The sequence below is a fragment of the Kushneria konosiri genome (genome assembly GCF_002155145.1).
GTDB classification, from domain to species: Bacteria; Pseudomonadota; Gammaproteobacteria; order Pseudomonadales; family Halomonadaceae; genus Kushneria; species Kushneria konosiri.
The window spans coordinates 487,960-514,175 of the sequence record NZ_CP021323.1 but is presented as its reverse complement, the minus strand read 5'-3'; the positions used below and the strand labels follow the sequence as shown (position 1 = coordinate 514,175).

Below are 26,216 nucleotides of genomic sequence, written 5' to 3'. Positions count from 1 at the left end.
GCCGACAGCCCGATGTCTCAAGCGTAGTTCAGGACGAGCGCGACTGTCGGACAACGTATCGGGATCAGTCAGCCCTGGCGGGGCATAAGACCAGCCATGACGATGGTTTGAACATTGCTGACAGCCGTTTCCAGAAAGTCCGGATTTTCAAGGGTGCTCCCGGAAATGGCCTCAATCTGCACGGCAAAGTCGGCGTAGTGCTGGGTAGTGGCCCATAGCATGTAAAACAGATGCCACGGATTGACCGGCGTGATATCGCCACGCTCGATCCACCGCTCGATCACCCGTGCCTTTTCATCGATCAGCACCTGCAGATTGCCCTTTAACAGGTCGCCCAGGTGCGGTGCGCCCTGCACCATCTCCAGACAGTAAAGCCGCGAGGCCTCGGCGTGATCGCGCGAGAGTTCCAGCTTGAGGCGGATATAGTGGCGAATGGCGGGTTGGGCATCGGCATCCGGCTGGAGGGCCTGAAAAGGCGCGATCCAGAGATCGAGCATGTCACTGAGTACCGCGGTATAAAGCGCTTCCTTGGTGGGATAGTGATAGATCAGGTTGGTCTTGGAAACGCCGGCTCGCTCGGCCACCTGATCAAGGCTGGTGCCATGCAGGCCAAAGCGTGAAAAAAAGTGCAGCGCCGCGTCGCGCATCCTGGCGCGGCGTTGTTCGATGCCACGACTGCGCCGGCCACCAGCAGGCTCTGTCTTGAAACGGGTCTGATCATTGCTCATTGATGCGTCATTCATTATCCCCTTTGGACGACCTACGATATCAGAGGTTGTCATCGGAGGCTTTCGCAGCAGGACAATCACGACTCTTTTATATACCGTTATTTAAAGGGCGCTCGAGTCTTCTGCAGTGGTTACTTCGCCGTGATTGCCTGCAAAAACCTGTCGGTCATGACCTCCGGTCCGGAAATATTCCTGCCGGTATGTCATGCCAGAGGGAGAGGATGACCCACCATGGATGAGCATCCGATCGCCCGGGACGATAGAATGCGCGCCAAAGGGCATCCAATGACAAGGCTGGAGTAGACAAGACATGGCACAATCCTGGTTTCCACGCTGGCAACTGGCCGACGCCGGCAGGGGCGGACTGGTCGCGCCCGATGAGCGCCTGAGCGCCGGGCAGACACTGGTCATGGGCGTTCAGCATGCGGTGGCCATGTTCGGCTCGACGGTGCTGGCGCCTTTATTGATGGGCTTTGATGCCAATCTGGCCATTTTGATGTCCGGTATCGGCACGCTGCTGTTTTTTGTGATCGTGGGCGGGCGTGTGCCGAGCTATCTGGGCTCGAGCTTTGCCTTTATCGGCGTGGTGATTGCAGCGACCGGGTACGCCGGTAGTGGCGCCAACCCCAATATCGCTCTGGCGCTGGGCGGCATCATTGCCTGCGGCGCGATCTATGCCGTGGTGGGTCTTGTGGTCATGGCGCTGGGGACTCGCTGGATCGAGGTGCTGTTGCCACCGGTAGTCACCGGGGCGATCGTCATGACCATTGGACTCAATCTGGCCCCGGTGGCGGTATCGAGTGTGGCCGATTCCTCCTTTGACAGCATCATGGCGCTGGTAACCATCCTCTGCGTCGGGCTGGCAGCGGTATTCACCCGCGGCATGCTGCAGCGACTGTTGATCCTGGTTGGGCTGGTGGCGGCCTATATCATCTATGCCGTGGTCACCAACGGTCTGGGCTGGGGCACGCCAATCGACTTTTCTGTCATCTCGCAGGCGGCCTGGTTTGGTCTGCCGACCTTTACGACCCCTGAGTTCAGCGCCCATGCGATGGTATTGATCGCGCCGGTGGCGGTGATTCTGGTCGCCGAAAATCTGGGCCACATCAAGGCGGTCGGGGCGATGACCCAGCGCAACCTGGACCCATATATCGGGCGCGCCTTTCTGGGCGATGGCCTGGCCACCATGCTGTCCGGGTCGACCGGCGGTACCGGTGTCACGACCTATGCCGAAAATATCGGCGTTATGGCGGTCACCCGGGTCTACTCAACGCTGATTTTCGTGGCAGCCGCCGGCTTTGCGATCCTGCTGGGGTTTTCGCCCCGCTTTGGGGCGGTGATCCATACCATCCCCGGGCCGGTGCTGGCCGGCACCTCGATCGTCGTTTTTGGCCTGATTGCGGTGGCTGGTGCGCGCATCTGGATCGAAAACAACGTGGATCTGGGAGATAACGCCAACCTGATCGTAGTAGCGGTGACACTGGTACTGGGTGCCGGCAACTTCTCTCTGAGTCTTGGCCAGTTCACGCTTGACGGCATTGGCACCGCCACCTTTGGGGCGGTCATCCTGCATGCCATCCTGCGTCGCGGCACGGCGCGCAGGACGCTGGAAGGCGGCCACTGACTGCTGGCCGGCGGTTCCTGCCCTGCGCTCGGCATGGCAGGGCGCCTGCGTTATCACAATCGATGCTTTCGTTTTCAGAGGCCGTTCACGTTAGTCTTGGAGATGACTGTCACAAGCGAGGGCGCTGCATGAACGAACAGCCGGATGATGAAAGACCGCTGGCCATGACGCGCGAAGTGCTTGAAGCCGATCGTCTGCGAGTCCACTACGAGCGGCACCATCCTCAGGAGGCGCTGCTGTCCAACGAGGCCTTTCGCGACTCGATCAACGAAATGCTGGCACATCGCCCGCCCTGTGCCGAGCAGATTGATGGTGTGTATCTGTTCGCCTATGGCTCGCTGGTGTGGAATCCATGCATCGAGATCGAAGAGCGTCGGCGCGTGCGCCTTGAGGGCTATCACCGTGATTTCTGTCTGAATCTGGAGCACGGGCGCGGCACGCCCGAGTGCCCCGGGCTGATGCTGGCGCTGGTGCCCGGTGGGGACAGTGAAGGCATGGCGCTGCGCATCAAGGAGCAGCATCTGGCCCATGAGCTCCTGCTGGTCTGGCGGCGCGAGATGCTGACCGGTGCCTATATGCCGCGCTGGGTGACGCTGGCCACCGAGGAGGGCGAGTTGCCCGGGATTGCCTTTATCGCCAACCCTGATCACCCACGCTATCTGCCCGGGCTTTCGGATGCCGATATCGTGGGTCGACTGTCCAGAGCCAGCGGCGTGCTGGGGAGCTGCCTTGAGTATCTCGACAACACGGTCGCAGGGCTGCGCGACCTGGGGATCGAGGACAGCTACCTGGGACGCCTCCAGCGCGCCGTCCATGCCTGTCACCGCACCGAGCGCTCTCGCTGAGCCGTATGGTTTCTGCCGGGCAATCTGGCCGTTAAAGACTCCTGAAAAGATCGATCCAGCGATCCGCGATGGGATCCGGCATGAAGCGGTCAACGGATTCGTCGGTTTTCGATGAAAAGTGGCAGCGCATGTCCCGATCGTCCATGAGCTTTTGAAGCTGCGCACTGAAATCCTTGATGTCGCCCGGAGAAACCAGTAGCCCGTTTTTCTCATGTGTAATGACTTCGGCGGGACCGACGTCGCAATCGAAGGCCACAATGGGTAGCCGATATGTCTGTGCCTCCAGCAAAACCATGCCAAAGCCTTCATAACGAGAGCTCATGGCCAGCATGGAGGCCTTGCGGTAATAGCTCTCTACATCTCTTGTGGCTGGTACGAAGGTAACGCTATGCGCAATCTCAAGTTCCTGGCACTGTTTTTTTAATGCGGCTTCTTCCTCACCGCTGCCAAGCACTACCAGCTGCCATGGTGATGCATTATCTTCGGAATCGATTCGAACCTTTGCCCAGGCCTCAAGAAGATGATCGAATCCCTTTTGTCGATTGAGCCTCCCTACGGCCAGTACGACGCGGGTATCAGGGTCATATTGCACATCCGGTCGCTCAAAGGGCACCGGATTATGAATGGCCATGACCGGTCCGCCAGGGCGTGCTCCCTCCTGCCAGTAACCAACATCCCGCTCGGTCAGCGTGACGATGGCGCTGGTACGGCGTGCCAGAAGGCGACGACCCAGCAATTTATGCGGCTTGTCCAGATCAAGATTGAAATGGAAATGTTCCCAATGGATGTGCTTCACGCCAAGGCCCACCAGTGCCGGAAGCGCTACCTGTCCTAGAAGGTAATCTGTATCGATCAGAATATCCTGAGGGTATTTTTTAAGAAGCTTGCGTAACTTATGGGAAGCAGCAGGAAAGCGGCCCAGACGTTTGCCTAGGGCAACGACTCTGTTTTTTTCAGTCACTTGCTCTGGAAATAACTGATAAAGTTTTACGGCTTCATGCTTGTCGTAAAAGGGCTCCAGTCCTCCCCACAGGCTTACGATCGAGACATCCACCCCCTTTTCTGCAAGCCGGTTGGCGACAACCGAAGTGACACGCTCTATGCCGGAAGGAAGGGAGATATTGCGTAAAAGAAAACATATGCGCATGAACGGGCAAGCTCTGAAAAAAGAACGGATGGTAGGCAATACTTTATTTTTTTTAAATGTAGCAAGTTTGTCTGTTTTGCTCTTTTACCAGCCCCAGAAATCAAAATCGTCGAAATAGCATAGAATCCCTGCTGTACTGATACTGGCGCGATGTCGACATCACAATCCCCTAGAGATTCGAATGAAAAAGCCTCAGACCCTTTTGTTTCAGGACGATGGCAGTATTCCCAACAGCCGCTATCCTGCGCTGCTCTATCGTGGTTTGACCGCTGATGACGGACGGTCACTGGTAGAGACGCTCGAGGCGCTGTTTGAAAAAAATGACTGGCCCGTTCAGTGGCGTGGCGGCGTGTTTGATTATCATCATTTTCACAGTACAGCTCACGAAGTGCTGGGCGTTTATGACGGTGCCGCGACGCTTCGTCTGGGCGGCGAACAGGGCGAAGACATTGAGGTCAGCGCCGGTGACGTGATCGTCTTGCCCGCGGGTACCGGCCACTGTCGCATCAGCGCCAGCAATGATTTTGCCCTGACCGCCGGGTATCCACTCGGGCAGGGGGACTGGGATATCTGCCGCCGCGGTGACAATACCCCTGATGTACGCCAGCGCATCGAGTCGGTGCCGCGGCCGACGCTGGACCCCGTGGCGGGTGAGGCTGGTGGTGTGGTCAGCGACTGGGTCTGACGCCCATTGATAGCGCGCTGCCGCCCCGAGGCAGCGCTGGTTCATTCCAGGAGGATACGCCGTTGACGGACGATCATCGCCAACGCGCCAGCGCAGAAGATCGTGATACACACGACAGCAGTGCGATCGTGTTTGAAGGTGTGACCAAGCGCTATGGCGACGGCACGGTCGCCGTCGAATCACTGGATCTGACCCTGCCGGCCGGGGAGCTGACCGTGCTGGTCGGCCCTTCAGGCTGTGGCAAGACCACCACGCTTCGCATGATCAATCGGCTGGAAACGCTGAGTGATGGACGGCTTCTGATCGGTGATCGGGATGTGATGTCGGTGGATGCGACCCGACTGCGGCGCCAGATCGGCTATGTGATGCAGCATTCGGGGCTCTTTCCCCATAAAACGATTGCCGACAACATCGCCGTCGTACCCCGCCTTCTGGGCTGGGACAAAAGGCGCATTCGCGAGCGCGTTGCAGAGCTGGTCGAGCTGGTTGGCCTGGATGATGCGCTTGTCTCTCGCTATCCGCATCAGCTCTCCGGTGGGCAACAGCAGCGTGTGGGGCTTGCGCGGGCACTGGCGGCCGACCCACCGATTCTTTTGATGGATGAGCCCTTTGCGGCGGTCGATCCCATCGTGCGTACTCATCTGCAGGAGGAGTTTTTAAGCCTGCAGCGGCGGGTCCAGAAGACCATCGTGATGGTGACCCACGACATCGACGAGGCGATGAAACTCGGCGATCGGGTGGCGATCTTCGCTCAGGGTGGACAGCTGGCCCAGTTCGATACGCCCGCACACATTCTTTCGGCGCCGGCCAGCGATTTCGTGGTCGATTTTATCGGTGCCGACCGCGAGCTGCGTCGTCTGGCACTGGAGCGTCTGGACAGTCTGGAACTGGATGCCGGCCTGACGGCGCCTCGTGATGAGATCGTGGCGAGGGCACGCAGCTATCTGCAACAGGCCGGCAGTAGCGGCATTGTGGTGCTTGATGAGCAGCGTGCGCCGCTGGGCTGGCTGGACTGGGAAACGATCAAGCAGGCCGATGATCGGGCGCGCATCGATTCTCTTGCCTTGAGGCCGTGGCGTCATCGCCTTTACGTGCATGACAACCTGCGCAGCGCACTCAACGCCCTGATCAGTGCACCGGGTGAGGTCATGCCCGTGCTCAACGCCCAGGGGCGCTATTTAGGGGTCATTGATCAGCTGCAGCTGAGAAGGCGGCTGTCATGAACTGGGAATGGGTGGCGTCCAACAGCCATCAGATCACGGCGGCGCTGTTACAGCACGTTCAGCTGGTCGGGCTGTCACTGCTGTTCGGCTTTTTGATTGCCTTTCCGCTGGCGCTGCTGGCAGTACGCTGGCCCAGGCTTTACGGCCCATCGCTGGCCGTGACCGGAGTAATGTTTACCATTCCTTCGCTGGCGCTGTTTATTCTGCTGATGCCCTTTACCGGTCTGTCGATGGCCACTTCGCTGATCGGCCTGACGCTCTATACGCTTTTGATCCTGTTTCGCAATATCGTTCAGGGGCTGCGCGGGGTGTCGCCCATCGTCCGTGAGGCGGCACGGGCACTGGGTTATACGCCGGCCCGCCGGCTTTTTGCCGTGGAGCTGCCCATTGCCCTGCCGGTCATTGTGGCGGGCATTCGTATTGCGGCGGTGACCATCATCGGCATGGTGACGGTCACGGCGCTGATCGGTCAGGGCGGGCTGGGCCAGCTTTTCATTACCGGCTTTACCCTGAGCTTTGCCACGCCGCTGATTATCGGCTTTGTCCTATCGGTGGCGCTGGCGGTCATCGTTGATCTGGCACTGGTGGGCATCCTTTACTGTCTGACGCCGTGGCAGCGGGGAGTGCGCTGATGAACCATGATTTCACAACGCTCATGACCGGGGTGATCAACTTCTTCGCCCAGCCCGTGAACTGGCAGGGGCCCGGCAGTATTCCCGACCATATTGTTGAGCACGTGACCTATGTGCTGATCTCGACGCTGATCGGGGCGGCCATTGCACTGCCCATCGGCATCGGGCTGGGACACAGCGGTCGCGGCGGGCTGCTGGCCATCAATATTTCCAATATCGGGCGCGCCATCCCGGCCTTTGGCGTCATCATTCTGGTCTTTCTGCTGGCAGGCTATGGCGTGATTCCGGTGATCGTGGCGCTGGTCGCGCTGGCCATTCCGCCGATGGTGACCAACAGTTTTGTCGGCATGCGCGAAGTGGACCCGGCCGTGCGTCAGGCCGCCATGGCGCTGGGGATGACCGGTTGGCAGCGGCTCTGGCAGGTGGAGCTGCCAATCGCCATGCCGCTGATCATGGCAGGCGTTCGCACCTCGGCGGTTCAGGTCATGTCGACGGCCACACTTGCGGCCTATGTAGGGCTGGGTGGCCTTGGGCGCTATCTGATTGATGGTCTGGCCGTGCGCGACCTGGCCCAGGTGCTGGTGGGGGCCATTCTGGTCGCGGTGCTGGCGGTCATGACCGAGCTTTTGTTTGCAGGTCTTCAAAGGCTGATCACGGCCAAAGGGCTGCAATAACGTGATGACGGCAATCATCAGGTGCACGTCGCGCCTGGCTGGGCCAGAATCGATGGGCCAACGATGAACACAAGGGAATGCACATCATGACCAAAGGGAACATGAACATGAATCGTGGATGGAAGCTTGGGCTCGGCGCGCTGACGCTGGCGGTGCTGGCCGGTTGTTCCGGCGGCGACGAGGACAGCGCAGACAACAGCACCGCACAGGACGGCGGCGCCGATCAGGCCACCGTGACCGTCGGCTCGACCAATTTCCCGGAACAGCTGATTCTGGCCAATATCTACGCCGACGTGCTTCGAAATGACGGCGTCAACGTTAACACCCGCCTCAACCTGGGCTCGCGCGAAGTCGTGTTTCCGGCCCTGACCAACGGTGAAATCGATGTGCTGCCGGAGTATTCCGGTGCCTTGATGACCTATCTTGATCAGGACGAGGCGCATGCCGATGCCCGAAACAACGAGGAGGTCATGGCGGCGCTTCGCAGCGTGCTGCCTGACGGGATCGAGGCGCTGGAGGCCTCGCCGGCCGAAGATCGCGATGCGCTGGTCGTGACGCGGGAAACGGCGGACAAATACCATCTCGAGACCTTCTCTGACCTGGCGCCGGTCTCCGGTGAGCTGACCATGGGCGGGCCGCCGGAAACGCGCACGCGCGATGTTGGTCTTCCCGGGCTCAAGCGGGTCTATAACATCGAATTTGCCAACTTCCGCTCGCTCGATGCCGGCGGGCCGCTGACCCGAGGGGCACTGGCCAACGGGGATATCGATGTGGCGCGGATGTTCTCCTCTCAGGGCGCCATCGCCGAAAACGACTGGGTAGCGCTTAAGGATGACAAGGATCTGGAACCTGCCCAGAACATCGTGCCCGTGGCGCGCAGCGAGGCCTTGAACGATGAGATACGCCAGTCTCTCAATCGCGTCTCGGAGGTGCTGACCACGGAAGACCTGCAGGACATGAACCATCGCGTCGAGATCGACAAGGCTGATCCGGCACAGGTCGCCAGTCAGTGGGTCGATGAGCACATGGACAGTGGCCAGCAGAGCGCCAACTAGGCAGCGCCATATCCTGATGCCCTGCTGACAACGCCGCCCCTCTGGGCGGCGTTGCCGTATCTGCATACCCAGGGCGTCCGGGGGCTGCACCGGCATCGACCAAAAAAACACCAGGTTGCACCATGCACAAGGAAAAAAATCACGGCCGCAGGCAGGGGAGACAGAAAAAACATCATGGCTGGATCTGTCACGCTGACCGTCAGATGGCGACAGTTCTCTGCACGGTCTGTTGGCGCTTTATTTGACGATGTGCAGCCATGACGCTCAGGCGTTCAGGAGGTGACATGCAACTCAATGATCCACGTCTTTTTCGTCAGCTGGCCTATGTCGACGGGCAATGGACGGCCGGCCGCAGCAATCACGATGAGCCGGTGCTGGATCCGGCCAACGGCGAAATACTCGGATATTGCGCCCTGCTGGACGCCGAGCAGATCACCGGCGCCGTGACGGCCGCCGAACGTGCCTTCGCCGGTTGGCGGGCGCTGTCGGTGGATGAGCGAGGGCGGCTCCTGCAGCGCTGGTATCAGCTCCTTCATGAACACCGCGAGGATCTGGCCCATTTGATGACGCTGGAGCAGGGCAAGCCGCTGCGCGATGCCCGCGGCGAGGTGGATTACGGGGCCAGTTTCATTCAGTGGTTTGCCGAAGAGGCGCGCCGGGCCTATGGCATGACCATCCCCAGCCATATTCCCAATGCCATGCTGGGCACGCTCAAGGAGCCGGTGGGGGTGTCGGTGATGCTCACTCCCTGGAACTTCCCGCTGGCGATGATCACCCGCAAGGCGGGGGCGGCGCTGGCCGCCGGCTGCCCAGTGATCGTCAAGCCCGCCAACGAGACCCCATTTACGGCGCTGGCGCTCGCCGAGCTTGCCGAGCGCGCGGGCATCCCGCCGGGCATTTTCAACGTGGTGACCGGCGAGCCTGCCACCGTGTCCGAGGTGCTGTGTACCGATACCCGGGTGCGCTCGGTGTCGTTTACCGGTTCCACGCGTGTCGGCAAGCTTTTGATTCGCCAGAGTGCCGGCACCGTCAAGCGCATGTCGCTGGAGCTGGGCGGCAACGCACCCTTTATCGTCTGTGAGGATGTGGATGTCGACGAGGCCGCCCGTGAGGCGGTGGCAGCAAAGTTTCAGACCGCCGGGCAGGACTGCCTGGCCGCCAACCGCATTTTCGTGCACCGGCGCATTTATGATCGCTTTCTGGAGCGTTTCGCCGTGCACATGAAGGCGCTGCGCGTCGGCAGCGGCATGATGGAAGTCGATATCGGCCCGCTGATTCATCGCCGGGCGGTCGAGGCGGCGCAGGCCATCGTCGATGATGCCGTCAACCGTGGCGCTCGTCTGGTAGCGGGCAATCAGTCGATGGCGCCGGGCGCCAACTTTTTCATGCCGACGCTTCTGGCCGACATTACTCCGGAAATGCGAGTGTTCCGAGAGGAGACCTTCTCGCCGGTGGCGGGCGTATGTGCCTTCGATGACGACGAGGCGGTGGTGGCCGCGGCCAACGACACTGAATATGGCCTGGCCGCCTATATCTACAGCAATGACGTCAAGCGCATCTGGAAAATGATGCGCGGGCTCGAGTACGGCATGGTCAGCGTCAATACGCTCAAGATGACCGGCGCGCCCATTCCCTTTGGCGGGGTCAAGCAATCCGGGCTCGGTCGTGAAGGCGGTGCCCAGGGGCTGGAGGAGTATCTGGACACCAAGTACTTCTGTCTGGGCAACATGCCGGGACCTTCGGGCAGCTGATTCTGGAGTACGCTTGAAGCGTCATGGTCCATGCGCCAGGGTGACACGGTTTCCAGGTGAAACACCCGTGGCGCCTGGGCCCTTTACCTGCCGGGAGTGTCATGACCAACAGCGCTATCCCCCACAGTGCCGTGACCCTGCACGATATTTATCTTGCCCGTGCCCGAATCGCGGGGCAGGCCGCAAGAACGCCGCTGGTGAAGTCCGTGGCGCTTTCCGAGCGCTTCGAGGCCGAGGTTCATCTCAAGCTCGAGACCCTGCAGCCCAGCGGCGCCTTCAAGCTCCGGGGGGCGCTCAACGCCATCGCGGCACTGGATGAGGCGACGCTTGAGCGCGGTGTGACCACGGCCTCGACCGGCAATCACGGCCGGGCGGTGGCCTGGGCGGCCTCTCGGCTGGGTGCACGCGCCATCATCTGTGTCTCGAATCTGGTGCCGGCCAACAAGGTGGCCGCCATCAAGGCACTGGGCGCCGAGGTACGCACGGTCGGGCGCAGTCAGGATGATGCCTTCGTGGAGGCGCGCCGACTGGTGCGCGAGGAGGGCATGACGCTGATCGAACCCTTCGATGATCCGTTGATCGTGGCCGGACAGGGCACCATCGGTCTTGAGCTGATGGAGGATGTGCCTGAGCTCGACCGGGTGTTGATCGGTCTTTCCGGCGGTGGCCTGCTGGGAGGTATTGGCCGTGCCGTGCGCGCGATCAATCCGCAGGTGCGGGTCACCGGTGTGAGCATGATGCATGGGGCGGCAATGATTGAAAGTCTGACCGCCGGTCATCCGGTCGAGGTGGAGGAGGTCGAAACGCTGGCGGACTCGCTCGGTGGTGGCATCGGGCTCGACAATCGCTGCACCTGGCCGTTGGTTCGAGAGGTGATGAGCGACCACTGCCAGGTCAGCGAACGCGCGATCGCCTCGGCCATGGTGCATTTTCTGGAAGTCGAGAAGATGCTGGTCGAAGGTGCCGCAGTCGTGGGGCTGGCGGCGCTTGAGGAGCATGCCATCGACATTCGCGGTGAGAAGGTGGCACTGATCGTGTCAGGCAACGGTGTGGACATGACCACCTGGCAGCGGGCAAGGGACATGGCTGACGCATGAACCCTCATGGAGAATACGGGAGCAGGGATGGAGCTTTATCATCGCACGCAGATTCAAAACGTCGTTGAGCTTGATTTGGCAGCGCTTGAGGCCGTGGAAGCCGGTTTCCGTGCGCTGGGTGAGGGGCAGGTGGTGCAGCCGCCGATTCTCTCCATGGCGATCGAGGAAGCCAACGGCGAGGTCGACGTCAAGACCGCCCATATTCGCGGCAACGAGCGCTTTGCCATCAAGGTCAGTCCCGGCTTTTTTAATAACCCCTCGCTGGGTTTGCCAAGTCTCAACGGGCTGATGATTGTCTTTTCTGCCAGGACCGGGCTGGTCGAAGCGGTGCTCTTTGACGAGGGCTATCTCACCGATATTCGCACCGCGCTGGCCGGGGCCATTGCCGCGAAGCATCTGGCACGCAAGGACAGCCGTCGCGCGGCTGTCATCGGCGCCGGGGTTCAGGCCGAGCTGCAGATCGCTGCACTCAAGCTGGTTCGTGATATCGACACCGTCGATGTCTGGGCACGCGATACCGACCGCGCCGAGGCGTATGCCGTGCGAATGCGCGAGCGCTTTGAAGGGCTCTGCGTCAATGTACATGGTGATATTGAAAGCGCCTGTCGCGAGGCGGATGTGATTATCACCACCACGCCGTCGAAATCGCCGCTGCTCTATGCCGATCACTTGCCCGCCGGTGTGCATGTCACGGCCATGGGCTCGGACAGTCCGGAAAAACGCGAACTGGACGCGTCAGTGATGACGAGTGCCGATGTGTTCGTGGCCGATACCCGTACCCAGAGCGAGACCAATGGCGAACTCAAGGCCTGGGCCGATGAGATACCTCCCTTTGAGGTTGTCGAGCTTGGCAAGGTGATCGCCAGCGGACAGTCGCCACGTATCGGTCGTGATCAGATCACGGTGTGTGATCTGACCGGCACCGGCGTGCAGGACACGGCGATTGCCGGATTTGCCTTGAAAAGACTGTTGGCATAGGGCGCCGAGCGTTCGGGAACCGGCCTGTTGGCGCCAGGCTCACTGGCGCTTCGGGACGCGCCTTGCCAGGGTGTCATGACAGCTTCATTCAGCGGGAGACATCATGCGCATTCTGTTTACGGGGGGGAGCGGCAAGGCCGGTCGACATGCGACCGCCTATCTTCGCGACCAGGGCCACCGGGTGACCAATCTGGACTGGACGCCGTCCGACACGCCCGGCATCCCAACCCTGATCACCGATCTGACCGATGCAGGTCAGGTTTTCAACGCCTGTCAGGCCTATGCAGGCCTCGATGAGCTGGAGCCCGGCACTGGCGTGCCGCGTTATGACGCGATCGTTCATTTTGCGGCCATACCGGCCATCCTGCATCGGCCGGACAACGAAACGTATCGCATCAACACGTTAAGTACCTATAACGTGCTGGATGCCGCCACCAGACTGGGCATCCCCAGGGTGATATTTGCCTCCAGTGAAACCACCTATGGCATCTGCTTTGCCGATGGCGAGAAGACGCCCGAGTATCTGCCCGTGGACGAAGAGCATCCCACCGTTCCGCAGGACAGCTATGCCATGAGCAAGGTGGTCAACGAGGTCACCGCTCGTTCCTTCCAGGCACGTTCGGGCATCGACATTTATGGCCTTCGCATCAACAACGTGATCGAGCCCCATGAGTATCGCGAGAAATTCCCGGCGTTCATGGAGAACCCGGCACTGCGCCGCCGGAATATCTTTGCCTATATCGACGCCCGCGATCTGGGCCGGATGGTTGATTGCTGCCTGAAAACGGAGGGTCTGGGCTATCAGGTGTTCAACGTCGCCAATGATGATCTATCGGTGGACCTGACGACGGCCGAGGTGATCGAGCGCTTCTACCCTGAAGTGCCGCTCAAACGCGAGATGGGCGAGTTCGAGACCTTCTACAGCAACGAGAAAGCGCGCCGGCTGGTCGGTTTTGTGCCGCAGCATTCCTGGCGCGACGAGCTGGCTCGGTAGCGCTGGCGTACGGCAGAACTATTTCGTTGGAAGGGCTGCGAACGTAGCGGTACGTTGAGCCAACGAGACAGTGAGGGCGCGGTGGCGCCCTCCCTGTCTTTTCTTCCTGTTGAACAGATACGATCAGTCGTTGTTGCTTCGGTGGGTGTGCATCTCGGCCTCAGTGAAGGCCGAGATCATGGCGCGATACACCTGCTCGACCACCTCCGGGTCAGCCTGATGCTCTTCGGCCATTGTGCGAACCCTTTCGATGACCTGTTCGACACGCTGAGGCGCCCTGACTTCCTGCTCGTTGCGCTTGAAGGCTGCCGCCTGGTGGACATAGCCGCCTCGCTCGGCAATGGCGGCCACGATTTCCTGATCCAGGCGGTCGATGTGTTGTCGAACCTCCGCCAGGTCACGGCATGGCTGCACGTTTTTCATGTCGGTTTCCCCCGAGACTATTTTCGTCGTGAACTGCCCGGCACCGGTGCGACCCCCGGGCCGGTGACCTCGCCGATCTTGTGCCACTGTCGGCCGTCGCGCTCAAGCAGGTCATGTGCGCCCTGTGGGCCTTCAGAGCCTGCTTCGTAGCCCTCGACGCTGCTGTCCTCGGCCCAGGCATCAAGGAAGGGCTGCACGGCGCGCCAGCTGTTCTCGATCGTATCGACACGCTGAAACAGCATCTGATCGCCCGTCAGGCAGTCATAGATCAGGGTTTCATAGCCGGTCGCTGCCGGCAGGTCGAAGAAGTCCTTGTAGGCAAAGCCCATCTTGACGGTATCCATTTCAAGCTCCGGCCCCGGACGCTTGGCCTGAAAATCGAACCACATGCCTTCATTGGGCTGAAGCTGAATGATCAACCAGTTGGAGTTCATGCGCTCAACGTCAGTGCCGCGAAACTGGGCATAGGGTGCCGGCTTGAAGCAGATGGCGATCTCGGTATCGCGTGCGCTCAGGCGCTTGCCGGTGCGCAGATAGAAGGGCACGTTTACCCAGCGCCAGTTGTCGACCATCATCTTCATGGCGACAAAGGTCTCGGTGTTGCTGTCTTCGGCGACATCGGGCTCATCACGATAGCCGACCACGTCGCTGTCATTGACGTTGCCGGCACGGTACTGACCGCGTACCGAGTTGTGATGTACTTCTTCTCTGGGCCAGGGGCGCAGGGCGCCCAGCACCTTGGCCTTTTCGCTGCGCAGGGCGTCGGCGCCGAAGGCGGCCGGCGGCTCGATGGCCACCATGGCCAGCAGCTGAAAGAGGTGGTTGGGCACCATGTCGCGCATGGCACCGCTTTTTTCATAAAAATTGCCGCGCTTTTCGACGCCGACGGTTTCGGCAGTCGTGATCTGGATATGATCGATGTAGTGATTGTTCCAGAAGGGCTCGAACAGCACGTTGGCAAAGCGGGCGACCAGAATGTTCTGCACGGTCTCCTTGCCCAGAAAGTGATCGATCCGATAGATCTGCTCTTCCTTCATGACCTCCAGCAGCTGCGCATTGAGCGCTTTCGCCGATTCCAGATCATGTCCAAAGGGCTTTTCCACCACCAGGCGGCGGTAGCGGTTGTCGCCTTCCTTCATCAGGTCGGCCTTGCCAAGACCGGTGGCGATGTCGCCGAAAAAGCGCGGGGCGGTGGCGCAGTAGAACAGGGCGTTGTCGCTGTCAGCCTGTCCGAGATGGCTTTTGATCTGCTCAAAAATGTCCGATTCAGTGAAATCGCCCTGTAGATAGTGAAGGCGCTGGGCAAAATCCTGCCAGTGGTCCTCGTCAAGTTCCTGACCGCCTCCCTCGGCATGCCTGTCGGCAGCCTTGTCGGCGATAAAGTCCTTGAGATGCCCGCGAAAGCTGTCGTCATCGTGCTCGGCGATATCGACGCCGACAATGCTCATACTGCGATCGAGCAGACCATCGCGGTCCAGGTTGTACAGCGAGGGGACCAGCAGGCGCTTCACCAGATCGCCACTGGCGCCAAAGATGAACATGGTGGTGTTGTCGGCCGGTGGGGGCGCCTTTTGTTGCTGCCCGTCCTGTTGATGCTGATGGTCGCTCTGGGTCATGTCATCGCCTCATGCATGGCTTGCGTAGGAAAGAAGGGCTGCGTGTCGTGCCCTTTTTATAAAGCGTAATGCAAATGCGATGTTATGCCTCATCCCTGCCGCAAGACGTTGATCATGAATCCCGGTCGGGACGTTTTTCCTCTTCGGACGTCAGGGAGGAACGCGTCGGGGCATCGTGCATTTGGTCCAGCCGCTTTCGCAGCTCGCGCACTTCATCGGTCAGCTCACGGATCTGATGATGAAGGGCTCGGGTCATGTCTCGTTGGGCACGTGCCTCGCGGGATTCCCGCTCGCTGTCATCGGCGATGAAAATCGAACTGATATAGGCGGCAAAGCTGCCGAAAAGACCTACGCCGCCAATCATCAACAGCACGGCGACCACGCGGCCCAGCGTTGTCACGGGATAGTAGTCGCCATACCCCACGGTCGTGACGGTCACGATCGCCCACCAGAGCGCGTCCTCGGCGGTCTCGATGGGGCTTGCCGGGTTGGGACTTTCCACCATCAGCATGGTGATGGCCCCAAAGGCCACCAGCAGCACGGTGGCGGTGGCGGCCGAGGCGAACACGCCTTCGGCGCGATTGCGAAACAAAAGCCGCCAGATCATCTCCATTGATTTGACCGCCCGCAGCACGCGCAATACCTGCACCACGCGAAACATGCGTGCGCCCTGAAAAAGGCCCGCCGGGATACAGGCCAGCAGGTCAATCCAGCCCCAGCGCATGTAGGCCAGCTTGCTTTCGGCGCGCATGAAGCGCTGACAGAAGTCGATGAAAAAGAAAAAGCAGACAATGTAGTCCATGTACTGCAGCAGCCGGTTGAGCTCCGGTGGTAGCGTCAGCAGCAGGCTCGCGGCCATGGCGCTGATCACATAGATCGACAGCACCAGGATAAACAGCTGGAAGGGCGTGACGCGCTCTTTCATCGACAGGATCCGTTACAGCAATAACGCAGGGGATCTCCTGACGCACGGCTCCCGCGTCAGGAGGCAGGGGTCAATCGAGTCGGCAGGTCAGGCCGGTAGTCTCTTCAAGTCCCAGATGAATATTCATGTTCTGGACGGCAGCCCCGGCAGCGCCCTTGCCCAGGTTGTCCAGGCGGGCGACCAGTGCCATTCTCTCTTCGTTGCCAAAGACACATAAATCGACACGGTTAGTGTCATTGCAGGCCGTGACATCGAAAAAGCCGCCATCGAGGACCTCACTGTCCTGCGCCGACATGACGTTCACAAAGGGAGCGCCTTCGTAATGCGCCTGCCAGGCGCGGGTGATGGCCTCGGCACTGGTGCCCTCGGGCAGGTGTGAGCGTTGAAGAGGAATGTTGACCGACAGCCCTTTCAGGAAGTGACCCACGATCGGGGTAAATACCGGGTCACGATCAAGACCGCCATGAATGCGCATTTCCGGCAGATGCTTGTGGGCAAGCGTCAGCGCGTAGGGACGCGGCGCATCCAGCGATCCATCCGTTGCGGCTTCATAGTCGGCAATCATCCTTTTGCCACCACCGCTGTAGCCGGTCAGTGAAAAGGCGGAATAGGGGTAGTCCGGCGGCAGCAGCCCGGCATCGATCAGCGGACGCACCAGCATGATGAAGGCGCTGGCGTGACAGCCCACGTTGGCAATGCGCTTGCTTTCGCGAATGCGTGTTCGCTGACCCGGCGTCAGTTCCGGCAGGCCATAGGTCCACGTGGGGTCGGTACGAAAGGCGGTGCTGGCATCAATCAGACAGGTATCGGGATTGTCGACCAGAGAAGCTGCTTCCCGCGAGGCTTCGTCCGGCAGGCAGAGAAAGACGACATCGGCCTGGTTGATCAGGCGCGCACGCTCATCACGATCCTTGCGACGCTCACTGTCGATGCGTAGAAGCTCGATGTCATCGCGTGCCTGTAGATAGTCAAAAATTCTCAGGCCCGTTGTGCCTTCCTGGCCATCCACGAATACCCTGGATGTCATGGTCTACCTCGCGTTGGAATGATGAATCGAATCTGCTGTTTGATCTCATTGTACGCCTTCAAGGCATGCGTGCACCCGGGCAGGCGCTCTCGAACAGGGCGTCAATGAATCACCATGGAGCGAGCATAGGCCTGCGCCAATTCGTGGTGCAACCGGGCAGGCCTGATTCAATGTGTATACCGGATCAGGCAACTGGTCCTTTGGACGCGAATGCAGACGTATCCGAGCGACCTTGTGCAGTCATTGCCATGACCCGGGTCTGCAGAAGCATGGATGTGAGAAAATGATCCCGTTCATGCTCGGCCTCTGTCCTCATGGTCATGAGGGCAGAGGCCCGGGGAGCACTTTCCCGGTGACAGCAGGGCACCTTGAGTCGATGTCGGTGTCAGGAGAGATGGCGCAAGGACGTGTCAGCGCGATGGCGCCGGACGCATTGTCACTCATTTGTAAACAGAAAGGTCAGCGACGGATTTGAATGTCCTTGTATTTCCCCCTTTGACTGGTAAAAAACACTGCCAGTTGTCCTCCCCGGTCACGTCTTTCATTCAGCATCCTTCATGCCTTTGTACGTCTCTGGCTCATGCGAGTTGTGCCATTCGAACCCTTTGCGGTGCGTTTTCGCAGTGATGAAGGCTAATGCGTTAATCAAACAGGAAGTGACAGATACTGATGTCCATAATGTGATTATTGGTAGTGATAACGTAATGAAGGGTAATTATCACGAGATGAGTCATTGTCTGCCGCCGCCTGCTGACGACTGCCCGTCCATCGAGGCACTCGACAAGCTGAACATTGCAGCGCTGGTCTACCAGTGCGGCGAGCGCATTACGCTTGAAGGTCTCAATCATTCGGCTCGAACCCTGCTGAACCATTTCGACCCCATCGAACAGGCTGAACCATGGCAATGGACTCCTGACGCCACGGGGCATCACCCGGCCCGTGACTGGTGTGTTGATGACACCACTTCCCAATACGGGCAAACGCCGCGCGTTCGCTGGATACGCTTCAATGGGTGCGGGCGACGCCTGGCGTTGAACATCACCGGTTGCCGCCTGAAAGCTGCGGAAAAGGTCACTCGAGTCATGCTTGTGGTGCAGGACTGCACTCGACAGATCCTTCAGCATGAAGAGCTCAAACGCAGTCAGGAGTGCATTTCCAGCATCATTAATGCCACCCCCATGGGCATTTGCGTGCTGACCGAAGATGGCCGCTTTGAAATGGTTAATCCGGCCTACTGTCGCTTTCACGGTTATGACGAGCACGAGCTGATTGGTCGCGCCTTCTCGGTGGTGGTGCCCTATAGCAGCCATCAGTATCTCCGGCGCCAGCAACAGGGTGCGATGGGCAAACATCATGGTCATGCCCAGCATTTTGGAGAATGTGAACTGGTGGCGCGTCACGGTGAGCGTCATACGGTGATCGTCGAGAGCGTGCGTATCCTGGGGGAGGACGGTCGGCCGCGGGATGTGGTCTTTCTGGTCGATATCAGCGAGCGAAAAAAGCTCGAGATGGCGCTGGAAGAGAAAAACGTGCGCCTTGAATATCTTGCCACCCATGATGAGCTGACCGGCATTCGCAATCGTCGGTTCGGCATCAGCAGCCTTGAGGCGGCGCTTGAGCAGGCCGAGCGCCAGGGGCTGGATATCAGCGTTGCCCTGCTGGATATCGACCACTTCAAGCGTGTCAACGATGACTATGGACACACCGTCGGCGATCAGGTGCTCCAGCAGTTTGCCGAGGTACTGTCACGCCAGTTGCGGGCCAGCGATATTCTGGTGCGGTGGGGAGGGGAAGAGTTCATGCTGATCCTGCCCGGGATCGACGTTAATGGCGCCTTTCAGGCCCTTGAGCGTTTGCGTCATTCTCTGACGCTTGAATATCTCAGCCCGCGCGGGCTTCAGGTCACCTTTTCGGCCGGCATCATCAATGCTCGCGGCATGAGCAGCCATGATCTGGTCGAAAGCGTGGATCAGAAGCTTTATCAGGCCAAGGGACGCGGCCGCGATCGAATCGTCTCGTGAAGGCCGGGACAGTTTGAAGCGACTCGACTACGTTTGCCTATAGTCATGCCAGGACACGACAGGGGTTCGGGCAATTAACGGCAAACGAGGGTGTGTCATGAAAAAAGCTTTTTCCAGCGGTATCCTGCTGGTCACCGCAGGTCTGGCACTGGCCGGCTGCAGTCAGCAGCCGGCAGTGTCGTCGGCACCTCAGGTCATGTCCGTGGCTGAAAGCTGGCAGGGCGTGTTGCCATGTGCAGACTGCGAGGGGATTGATACCGAACTTACGCTGGTGTCTTCCGGCATGACCGGTTTTGCCTCGACCTATACGCTCAAGCAGCGCTATCTGGGGACCGACCGGGCGCAGGAGGTGCAGACGCGCTCGGGTGACTGGGTGGTCACGCGCGGCAATCAGGTCGACCCACAGGCAGTGATTTATCGCCTCGACCCGGAAAGCAGCGACAGCTGCATGAGCTTTCAGGTCATCGGCAATGACCGCCTGCGTCAGCTCAACTGCAACGGTCAGCCCATCAATACCACGCAAAACATCGAGCTGCGTCATGTGGCCCAGCCGGTACAGCCTGCGTCGGGAACAGCGGCACAGTCGATGCCCTACAGCGGATAGAGGCCGGCTTTCAAGCCGAGGATCAGGCACAAAAAAGCCGGCCACCAGGGCCGGCTTTTCCATATCTGGCGGAGAGGGAGGGATTCGAACCCTCGGTGGGCGTAAACCCACTCCGGTTTTCGAGACCGGCGCCTTCGACCACTCGACCACCTCTCCGAAGGCGCCATATGGTACTGATGTCAGGGCAGTATGTCCATGCCCGAAAACCTTGCGGGCATGGTCGGATGGATCCGTAGCGTCGGTCAGTGCCGGCTAGATTTCATCGAAATCATCGAATCCACCAGCGTCGCCACCGAAAAAGGAACTATCGTCCTGAAAGCCGCCATCGTCGTAAGGTGCGTCGGACTGTGGATCGTAATCGGTTTGTGCAAAATTACCCTGATCCATGCCGGGGTCACCGCTGTCCATACCGCTCTGATCGTCCTGATGATCGGTGCCGACCGGGTCGTCGATGACATCGACAATCTCTTCACTGTTGTGATGCCCAAACATGCCCATCAGCATGTTGCCCAGCATCATGCCGCCGGCCACCCCGGCCGCCGTTTGCAGGGCGCCGCCCAGAAAGCCGCCGCCGCGCATGGCGTTGCCGGGCGCCTGGGCCGGACCATTGGTCTGCCAGTTCTGGCTCGGGCCACTGCCGGTCGGTCGCCCTGACGCACCGGATGTCTGGCGCCGCTCGGCAGCAGGTTCTTCTCGCTGATCGGCGCCGAAAATACCGGCCAGAAAGCCGCCGCTGCTGCGTTTTTCGCTCTTTTGCTTTTCCAGCGCCTCAATGCGAGCGTTGAGCCGCTTGATGGCCGCCTCCTGGACCACAATGGTCTGCGCCATGTAGTAGGGCGCACCTGGCTGGTCACGCACGTGGGCATCGATGCGCGCCTGGGCCTGTGCATCCCGCTCTCCGGTCTGAGCCTCGGTATCCTTCAGGCGGGAAAACAGACCGTCGATCACTTCCTGTTCACTGCGTGCCATGGAATCTCTCCTGGTGCGAGGCATGAAAACCGTCACTGCTTTGACCATCGTCTGGCGTCATGGTGCCCCGCTCAGGCCCGATCGAGTGCGCGCACCAGCGCGGGCAGATCCTTCATGTGAAGGAGTTCATGCGCTCGTTCCGGCGTCTGTTCTTCATCGGGGAAGTGGTTGATGTGCGCCACCTGCATGCCGGCTGCCAGTGCCGCCGTCACTCCTACCGGGGCGTCATCGATGACCAGACACTCCTTGGGGGCGACACCCATGGCGCGAGCGGCATGCAGGAAGAGACCAGGATCCGGCTTGAAATGGCCTACTTCATAGGCTGAAAAGAGATGATCGCCAAAAAAGCGACCCAATCCGGAGACTTCCATGGATTGGCGAATCTTGTTGAGCGGTCCGTTGGAGGCCACGCAGCAGAGATAATCGGGCATCAGGGTCTCGAGTGAAGCCTCGATGCCCTCGATCACGATCAGGCTATCCTTGAGCCCTGCCATCAGGCGGGCCCGCATACGTGTTTCGGCCTCCCTTTTGACTGTTTCGTCAACGCTGCCATGGCGCTGCTCGAGTTCCGCCACGATATGGCCATAGACCACGCCGCGAAATTCGTTCATATAGTCGCTGGCACGAAAGGGCAGGCCGGCTTCGGGCAGGGTCTGCGCCAGTACCTCGGCAAGCAGGGGTTCGCTGTCGACCAGGGTGCCGTCGCAGTCAAAGATCAGACATTTAATACGTGCCATGGGGTCTCCTGAACTTGTTCTCTCGGGAACGTCGTGACGTTTGAAAGTATCGTTTGAAAAGTATCGGTGTGGCTTGAGTCCTGACAGCTTCAGGTGCATCGTCGCAAAACACAATGCCGGAAAAGGGAGAACCATCTTGTCATCCACCATCGCGCTCATGGGCGAATGCATGATTGAAATGCATGGCCGGCCCGGACAGTCCGTCCATCAGACCTTCGGCGGCGACAGCTTTAATACGGCGGCCTACCTGGCGCGTCTGACAGGCGATGCCCTGAACGTGGAATATGTCACGGCGCTGGGGACGGATGGATTTAGTCAGGCCATGCGCGAACGCTTTGTCCGTGAAGGCGTTGGTGTCGATAACGTCAGGACTCTGGAGTCGCGCCTGCCAGGCCTTTATTTCATCGAAACCGATGACGCCGGGGAGCGGCGCTTCCACTACTGGCGAAGTGAAGCGGCAGCCCGTTTCATGCTCGATGGCGAGGAGGGCGAGCAGCTGCTCGAGCGGTTGGCGGACTGCGATACGCTCTATCTCAGCGGTATCAGTCTGGCCATTCTGACCGCGGAAGGGCGTGCGCGACTGCTTTCCGGGCTCCCGGGGCTGCGCGCGCGCGGTGTCAGGGTTGTATTCGATAACAACTATCGCCCCAGGCTCTGGCAGAACGTGGAAACGGCTCGTCAGGCGCATCAGGCGCTGCTGGCGCAGGTGGATCTGGCCATCGTCACCTTTGAAGACGATCAGGCCCTGTTCGGCGTTGAAACGCCCGAGGCGCTATTTGCGTTCTACCGCGAGCTGGGGGTAGGCGAGATCGTGATCAAGCGCGGGGCCGAGAGCTGTCTGATCGAGTGTGAGGGCATGCGCCACGAAGTGGCCGGTGAACGCGTCGAGAAGGTTGTGGATACCACCGCGGCAGGAGATTCCTTCAGTGCCGGCTATCTGGCCTGTCGTCTTACCGGTGGCAACGTCGAGCAGGCAGCGCGCTGGGGGCACCGTCTGGCCTCGACCGTGATCAAGCATCGTGGCGCGATCATCGATCCTGAGCACATGCCCGAAATGCCCTGACGTCTCTGAACGCATGGATAAAAAACGGGAGTGCCCCGTCAGGGCACTCCCGTTGTGATATTGCAGTAGCCGGCGCTGTGGCCGGGTGCGCTAGAGGATGGCTCAGGCGCCTTCCTGCAGATGAGCCTCGATGAACCACAGGTTGCTGTCGAGCGTGCGGGATACTCCGGTCAGCAGGTCGGAGGAGTCGGCATCCCCCAGTTCATCGGTCTGATCAATGGACTTGCGCACTCTCGCACCGGCGCCGGCGTAATGGTCGGCCAGAGCCTTGAGGTGGTCCTCGATGCGATGGATATCGCCCGGGTAGGTCTCAAGGCTGGTGTTTTTGGAAACCTGTTGTACCGTGCCCATCGCGGTGCCGCCCAGCTGGACCAGGCGCTCGGCCACTTCATCGACGTGTGCATCGATGCCGCTTCTGAAACCATCAAGCATTTCATGAACGGCGATGAATTGCGGGCCCTTGAGGTTCCAGTGTGCCTGCTTGATCACCAGCGCCAGATCGATCAGCTCGGCCAGACGCTCGTTCATGACCGCTACTACCTTTGCGCGCGTCTCTTCCGGGAGATCATTGCGCGTCGGATAGAGCCTTGTGGCGGCTTTCTGGTTGGCATCCTTGATGTTGCGTGTGTTGGCACTGCTCATGAATCACATCCTTTTGTCGAGACCAGTTAAATACTGCTCGCTCCTGCGAGCATCATGGCGTGTTACCCAGGACTTGCCATGACGTCCTTCCCATGAATTTTGGTACGTTCTTCCTCGATATCAAGGTCTGCTTCAGAAACCTCCATACAACGCTCAGGTCAAAAGCGTCGGCAGCCATACGCTGAACGCGACAATGGCCACAAAGAAAACGCCCAGTACCGCGATCGTGGGTATATGTACGTCCAGAACGGGTCGGGGCATGACATCAACATGCGTGCGGCGATGTGTCACGGCACTGGTGGCCAGCGCAACGACCAGCATGGTGACGGCGCCGGTCACGTTCCACCAGAACCAGAAAAGCTCCGGTACGAACAGCCACAAAAAGGCATTGAGGCCAACGCCGGCGACCGCGCAAGAGGAACCGGCAGGGGAGATCAGGAAGAGGAACGCTTGATGCCGCGGGTAAAGAGATAGCCGTCAAAGGCCGGATCATCGGTATCGGAATGAGTGAACAGTGTGTGCATCACGTGCTCGATGTGCGCCCACATCGCGTCATGGGCACCGGTGCTGTCGCGTTTTTTGAGACAGGCCAGGATGCAATCATGATCGTCCAGCCAGCTGCGGCGATAGGAGAAATCCATGATGCGACCGTGCAGGCGTCGCCACATGGGGCTGCGATCTCGCTGCTCCCAGAGCCGGTTGACGGCATCTTCCAGCAGCGTGTTTTGACTGGCGCGCGCAATCAGCAGGTGAAAGGCGCGGTCGGCTTGGTCGGGGGCATTGCTCAGCTCCTGCCCGCCGAGAGAAGTTTCCAGCGCCCAGCGTTCCTCGGCCAGAAGCGCCGACAGGGCTCGGATGTCGCCTGGCGTCACCAGCTCGGCCGCGGCCGAGGCCACGGCGCTTTCCACCACCTGACGTGCCTTCAAGAGCTCGAACGGGCCGATATCCTCGGTGGGGGCAGACATGTTCAGGGCGACTGTCGAGGCAGATTCGACACTGTCACCGGCATCACGGACATAGGTGCCTGATCCCTTGCGGACTTCTACGCGTCCGGCCAGCTCCAGCATGATAAAGGCTTCACGGACCACCGTACGGCTGACATCAAAGCGCTCGGCGTATTCGCGCTCCGTGGGCAGTCTTTCGCCGGGACGATAGCCGTCACGGTCGATCTGCTGACCAATCTGCTCGCCAATGATCTGATACTGTCGGCGCATCCCGATCTCCCTGATGGCTCCAGAGCCGCATGAGACCCCATGCCCTCTGGTTTTTTGGTGGCCTGTTGTGGCATGCCAATTCTACCGAGGTATGCTCATAAAGCCCATATAACAACACTTTAAGACCTGTTTTGAAGCCCTGCGAACTACTTGTATACCAATGTCTATTTGGTATGCCAATCGTAATGCAGGTAGCCTGGCGTCATTGGAGCACACAGGCAGAGAACTTCCATGAAGATTGTAGATGCACGTGTCATCGTGACCTGCCCGGGTCGTAACCTGGTGACCCTGAAGATTGAAACCGATGAAGGGATCTACGGTATTGGTGACGCGACGCTCAATGGTCGTGAGCTGGCGGTCGTGGCCTATCTCGAAGAGCACGTGGCCCCCGCACTGATCGGACGTGATCCCTCCAGTATCGAGGACATCTGGCAGTTCTTCTACCGCGGTGCCTACTGGCGTCGTGGTCCGGTCACCATGTCCGCGATCGGGGCCGTTGACATGGCGCTGTGGGACATCATGGGCAAGGCGGCCGGCATGCCGCTTTACAAGCTGCTCGGCGGCAAGAGTCGCGATCGGGTCATGGTTTATGGTCACGCCACCGGCCATGACATCGAAGGCTGTCTTGAAGAGGTGGCCCGTCACGTGGAGCAGGGTTATCGCGCGGTGCGCGTCCAGTGCGGCATTCCCGGCATTGCTTCCACCTACGGCGTCGCCAAAAAGGCCGGTGAGCGCTATGAACCGGCCGATTCGAGCCTGCCGAGCGAAAACGTCTGGAGCACGTCGAAGTATCTCAATCATGTGCCCAAGCTCTTCCAGGCCGTGCGCGAGCGCTTCGGTGACGACCTGCACGTGCTGCACGACGTCCACCATCGCCTGACTCCCATCGAGGCGGCGCGACTGGGCAAGGAGGTCGAGCCCTATCACCTGTTCTGGCTCGAAGACTGCGTGCCGGCCGAAAACCAGAGCGCCTTCCGACTGATTCGCCAGCACACCACCACGCCGCTGGCCGTTGGGGAAGTCTTCAACTCGATTCACGACTGCCGTGAGCTGATCGAGTCGCAGTCGATCGATTATATCCGCGCCACCCTGACCCACGCCGGCGGGATTACGCACATGCGTCGGATCGCGGCGCTGGCCGAGCTGTATCACGTGCGCACCGGCTTTCATGGCCCGACCGACCTTTCTCCGGTCTGCATGGGGGCGGCGCTGCATTTCGATACCTGGGTGCCCAACTTCGGCATTCAGGAGCACATGCCGCACAGCGAGGAAATCGAAGCCGTCTTCCCGCACGCCTATCGCTTCGAGGATGGCCACTTCACGCCGGGCGAGACGCCCGGGCATGGCGTGGACATCGATGAGGCGCTGGCGGGCAAGTACCCCTACAGGCGCGCCAGTCTGCCGGTCAACCGCCTCGAGGATGGCACGCTCTGGCACTGGTAGGTCGATAAAAAGAGGCAAAACGATCAATAACGCCCTCTCGGGCCATGGATGATCCCACCGCTTGATTTGATCAGGGCGCAGGCCCTGAAGGAGCAAGGT

26 protein-coding genes and 1 tRNA gene are annotated in these 26,216 nt (G+C 60.0%); 15 read left to right on the top strand and 12 right to left on the bottom strand.

All coding sequences use genetic code 11. From position 1 onward, the window contains the following. Positions 1-68: 68 nt before the first annotated feature. Positions 69-728, bottom strand: a complete 660-nt coding sequence (rutR, locus tag B9G99_RS02435; RefSeq protein ID WP_086620595.1) for an HTH-type transcriptional regulator RutR — start codon at positions 726-728, stop codon at positions 69-71. A 310-nt stretch (positions 729-1,038) separates the two neighbouring features. Between rutR and B9G99_RS02430 the strand changes: the two genes are divergently transcribed. Both B9G99_RS02430 and B9G99_RS02425 read left to right on the top strand, forming a co-directional pair. Next, positions 1,039-2,352: a solute carrier family 23 protein gene (locus B9G99_RS02430; protein WP_086620594.1), complete on the top strand. Its 1,314-nt coding sequence runs from the start codon at positions 1,039-1,041 to the stop codon at positions 2,350-2,352. Positions 2,353-2,480: 128 nt separating this feature from the next. After that, a complete protein-coding gene (locus tag B9G99_RS02425; RefSeq protein WP_158521425.1) occupies positions 2,481-3,197 on the top strand; it encodes a gamma-glutamylcyclotransferase in 717 nt (238 codons plus the stop codon). Positions 3,198-3,228: 31 nt separating this feature from the next. Here the strand turns inward: B9G99_RS02425 and B9G99_RS02420 are convergent, their stop codons facing one another. Then, entirely contained in the window at positions 3,229-4,383 is a 1,155-nt protein-coding gene (locus tag B9G99_RS02420; protein ID WP_148663903.1) for a glycosyltransferase family 4 protein, read from the bottom strand. A 142-nt stretch (positions 4,384-4,525) separates the two neighbouring features. On the opposite strand from B9G99_RS02420, the gene B9G99_RS02415 reads away from it, so the two are divergent. The 9 genes from B9G99_RS02415 (at position 4,526) to B9G99_RS02375 (ending at position 13,433) form a co-directional block, all read left to right on the top strand. After that, entirely contained in the window at positions 4,526-5,029 is a 504-nt protein-coding gene (locus B9G99_RS02415) for a cupin domain-containing protein (protein ID WP_086620591.1), read from the top strand. Between the two features lie 62 nt (positions 5,030-5,091). Then, positions 5,092-6,252: an ATP-binding cassette domain-containing protein gene (locus B9G99_RS02410; RefSeq protein WP_086620590.1), complete on the top strand. Its 1,161-nt coding sequence runs from the start codon at positions 5,092-5,094 to the stop codon at positions 6,250-6,252. Beyond that, complete coding sequence (locus tag B9G99_RS02405) at positions 6,249-6,884, top strand: ABC transporter permease (protein ID WP_086620589.1); 636 nt, start codon at positions 6,249-6,251, stop codon at positions 6,882-6,884. The genes B9G99_RS02410 and B9G99_RS02405 overlap by 4 nt, the downstream gene beginning before the upstream one ends. Beyond that, the gene (locus tag B9G99_RS02400) at positions 6,884-7,558 is read left to right on the top strand and encodes an ABC transporter permease (RefSeq protein ID WP_086620588.1); all 675 of its coding nucleotides are present in this window, start codon (positions 6,884-6,886) and stop codon (positions 7,556-7,558) included. The genes B9G99_RS02405 and B9G99_RS02400 overlap by 1 nt, the downstream gene beginning before the upstream one ends. Before the next feature lie 107 nt (positions 7,559-7,665). Then, on the top strand, positions 7,666-8,613 hold the full coding sequence (locus B9G99_RS02395; RefSeq protein ID WP_227875894.1) for an ABC transporter substrate-binding protein: 948 nt from the start codon (positions 7,666-7,668) through the stop codon (positions 8,611-8,613). A 284-nt stretch (positions 8,614-8,897) separates the two neighbouring features. Continuing rightward, the gene (locus tag B9G99_RS02390; protein WP_174678751.1) at positions 8,898-10,364 is read left to right on the top strand and encodes an NAD-dependent succinate-semialdehyde dehydrogenase; all 1,467 of its coding nucleotides are present in this window, start codon (positions 8,898-8,900) and stop codon (positions 10,362-10,364) included. A 101-nt stretch (positions 10,365-10,465) separates the two neighbouring features. After that, positions 10,466-11,461 carry a hydroxyectoine utilization dehydratase EutB gene (gene eutB, locus B9G99_RS02385; protein ID WP_086620586.1) on the top strand — a complete coding sequence of 332 codons (996 nt, stop codon included), beginning with the start codon at positions 10,466-10,468 and terminating at the stop codon, positions 11,459-11,461. 6 nt (positions 11,462-11,467) lie between these two features. Continuing rightward, the gene (locus tag B9G99_RS02380; RefSeq protein WP_227875893.1) at positions 11,468-12,439 is read left to right on the top strand and encodes a cyclodeaminase; all 972 of its coding nucleotides are present in this window, start codon (positions 11,468-11,470) and stop codon (positions 12,437-12,439) included. Positions 12,440-12,542: 103 nt separating this feature from the next. Further along, complete coding sequence (locus B9G99_RS02375) at positions 12,543-13,433, top strand: NAD-dependent epimerase/dehydratase family protein (protein ID WP_086620584.1); 891 nt, start codon at positions 12,543-12,545, stop codon at positions 13,431-13,433. 123 nt (positions 13,434-13,556) lie between these two features. Here the strand turns inward: B9G99_RS02375 and B9G99_RS02370 are convergent, their stop codons facing one another. The 4 genes from B9G99_RS02370 to argC form a co-directional block, all read right to left on the bottom strand. Continuing rightward, positions 13,557-13,856, bottom strand: a complete 300-nt coding sequence (locus tag B9G99_RS02370; protein ID WP_086620583.1) for a chorismate mutase — start codon at positions 13,854-13,856, stop codon at positions 13,557-13,559. Positions 13,857-13,873: 17 nt separating this feature from the next. After that, the gene (zwf, locus tag B9G99_RS02365; RefSeq protein WP_086620582.1) at positions 13,874-15,472 is read right to left on the bottom strand and encodes a glucose-6-phosphate dehydrogenase; all 1,599 of its coding nucleotides are present in this window, start codon (positions 15,470-15,472) and stop codon (positions 13,874-13,876) included. 112 nt (positions 15,473-15,584) lie between these two features. Beyond that, positions 15,585-16,397, bottom strand: coding sequence for an ion transporter (locus B9G99_RS02360; protein ID WP_086620581.1), 813 nt, complete (start codon positions 16,395-16,397; stop codon positions 15,585-15,587). Between the two features lie 70 nt (positions 16,398-16,467). Beyond that, complete coding sequence (gene argC, locus B9G99_RS02355; RefSeq protein WP_086620580.1) at positions 16,468-17,424, bottom strand: N-acetyl-gamma-glutamyl-phosphate reductase; 957 nt, start codon at positions 17,422-17,424, stop codon at positions 16,468-16,470. A 704-nt stretch (positions 17,425-18,128) separates the two neighbouring features. On the opposite strand from argC, the gene B9G99_RS02350 reads away from it, so the two are divergent. Both B9G99_RS02350 and B9G99_RS02345 read left to right on the top strand, forming a co-directional pair. Then, positions 18,129-19,445: a sensor domain-containing diguanylate cyclase gene (locus B9G99_RS02350; protein WP_158521424.1), complete on the top strand. Its 1,317-nt coding sequence runs from the start codon at positions 18,129-18,131 to the stop codon at positions 19,443-19,445. A 97-nt stretch (positions 19,446-19,542) separates the two neighbouring features. Further along, positions 19,543-20,049 carry a copper resistance protein NlpE gene (locus B9G99_RS02345; RefSeq protein ID WP_086620578.1) on the top strand — a complete coding sequence of 169 codons (507 nt, stop codon included), beginning with the start codon at positions 19,543-19,545 and terminating at the stop codon, positions 20,047-20,049. A 66-nt stretch (positions 20,050-20,115) separates the two neighbouring features. Here the strand turns inward: B9G99_RS02345 and B9G99_RS02340 are convergent. The 3 genes from B9G99_RS02340 to B9G99_RS02330 form a co-directional block, all read right to left on the bottom strand. Then, positions 20,116-20,205: transfer RNA gene (locus tag B9G99_RS02340), tRNA-Ser, on the bottom strand. A 96-nt stretch (positions 20,206-20,301) separates the two neighbouring features. Then, positions 20,302-21,018, bottom strand: a complete 717-nt coding sequence (locus tag B9G99_RS02335) for a DUF2076 domain-containing protein (protein WP_086620577.1) — start codon at positions 21,016-21,018, stop codon at positions 20,302-20,304. Positions 21,019-21,089: 71 nt separating this feature from the next. Beyond that, on the bottom strand, positions 21,090-21,755 hold the full coding sequence (locus tag B9G99_RS02330) for an HAD family hydrolase (RefSeq protein ID WP_086620576.1): 666 nt from the start codon (positions 21,753-21,755) through the stop codon (positions 21,090-21,092). 136 nt (positions 21,756-21,891) lie between these two features. Between B9G99_RS02330 and kdgK the strand changes: the two genes are divergently transcribed. Then, positions 21,892-22,818 carry a 2-dehydro-3-deoxygluconokinase gene (kdgK, locus tag B9G99_RS02325; RefSeq protein ID WP_169712213.1) on the top strand — a complete coding sequence of 309 codons (927 nt, stop codon included), beginning with the start codon at positions 21,892-21,894 and terminating at the stop codon, positions 22,816-22,818. Positions 22,819-22,920: 102 nt separating this feature from the next. Here kdgK and dps read toward each other — a convergent pair whose 3' ends face one another. The 3 genes from dps to B9G99_RS02310 all read right to left on the bottom strand — a co-directional run bounded on the left by dps (position 22,921) and on the right by B9G99_RS02310 (position 24,674). Beyond that, positions 22,921-23,460: a DNA starvation/stationary phase protection protein Dps gene (gene dps / locus B9G99_RS02320; protein WP_086620575.1), complete on the bottom strand. Its 540-nt coding sequence runs from the start codon at positions 23,458-23,460 to the stop codon at positions 22,921-22,923. A 153-nt stretch (positions 23,461-23,613) separates the two neighbouring features. After that, a complete protein-coding gene (locus B9G99_RS02315; RefSeq protein WP_086620574.1) occupies positions 23,614-23,841 on the bottom strand; it encodes a hypothetical protein in 228 nt (75 codons plus the stop codon). Between the two features lie 53 nt (positions 23,842-23,894). Continuing rightward, a complete protein-coding gene (locus B9G99_RS02310; protein ID WP_174678750.1) occupies positions 23,895-24,674 on the bottom strand; it encodes an FCD domain-containing protein in 780 nt (259 codons plus the stop codon). A 231-nt stretch (positions 24,675-24,905) separates the two neighbouring features. Here B9G99_RS02310 and manD point away from each other — a divergent pair, with 231 nt between their 5' ends. Then, positions 24,906-26,117 (top strand): D-mannonate dehydratase ManD, encoded by a 1,212-nt coding sequence (gene manD, locus B9G99_RS02305; protein ID WP_086620572.1) that lies wholly within the window; start codon positions 24,906-24,908, stop codon positions 26,115-26,117. Positions 26,118-26,216 lie beyond the last annotated feature (99 nt).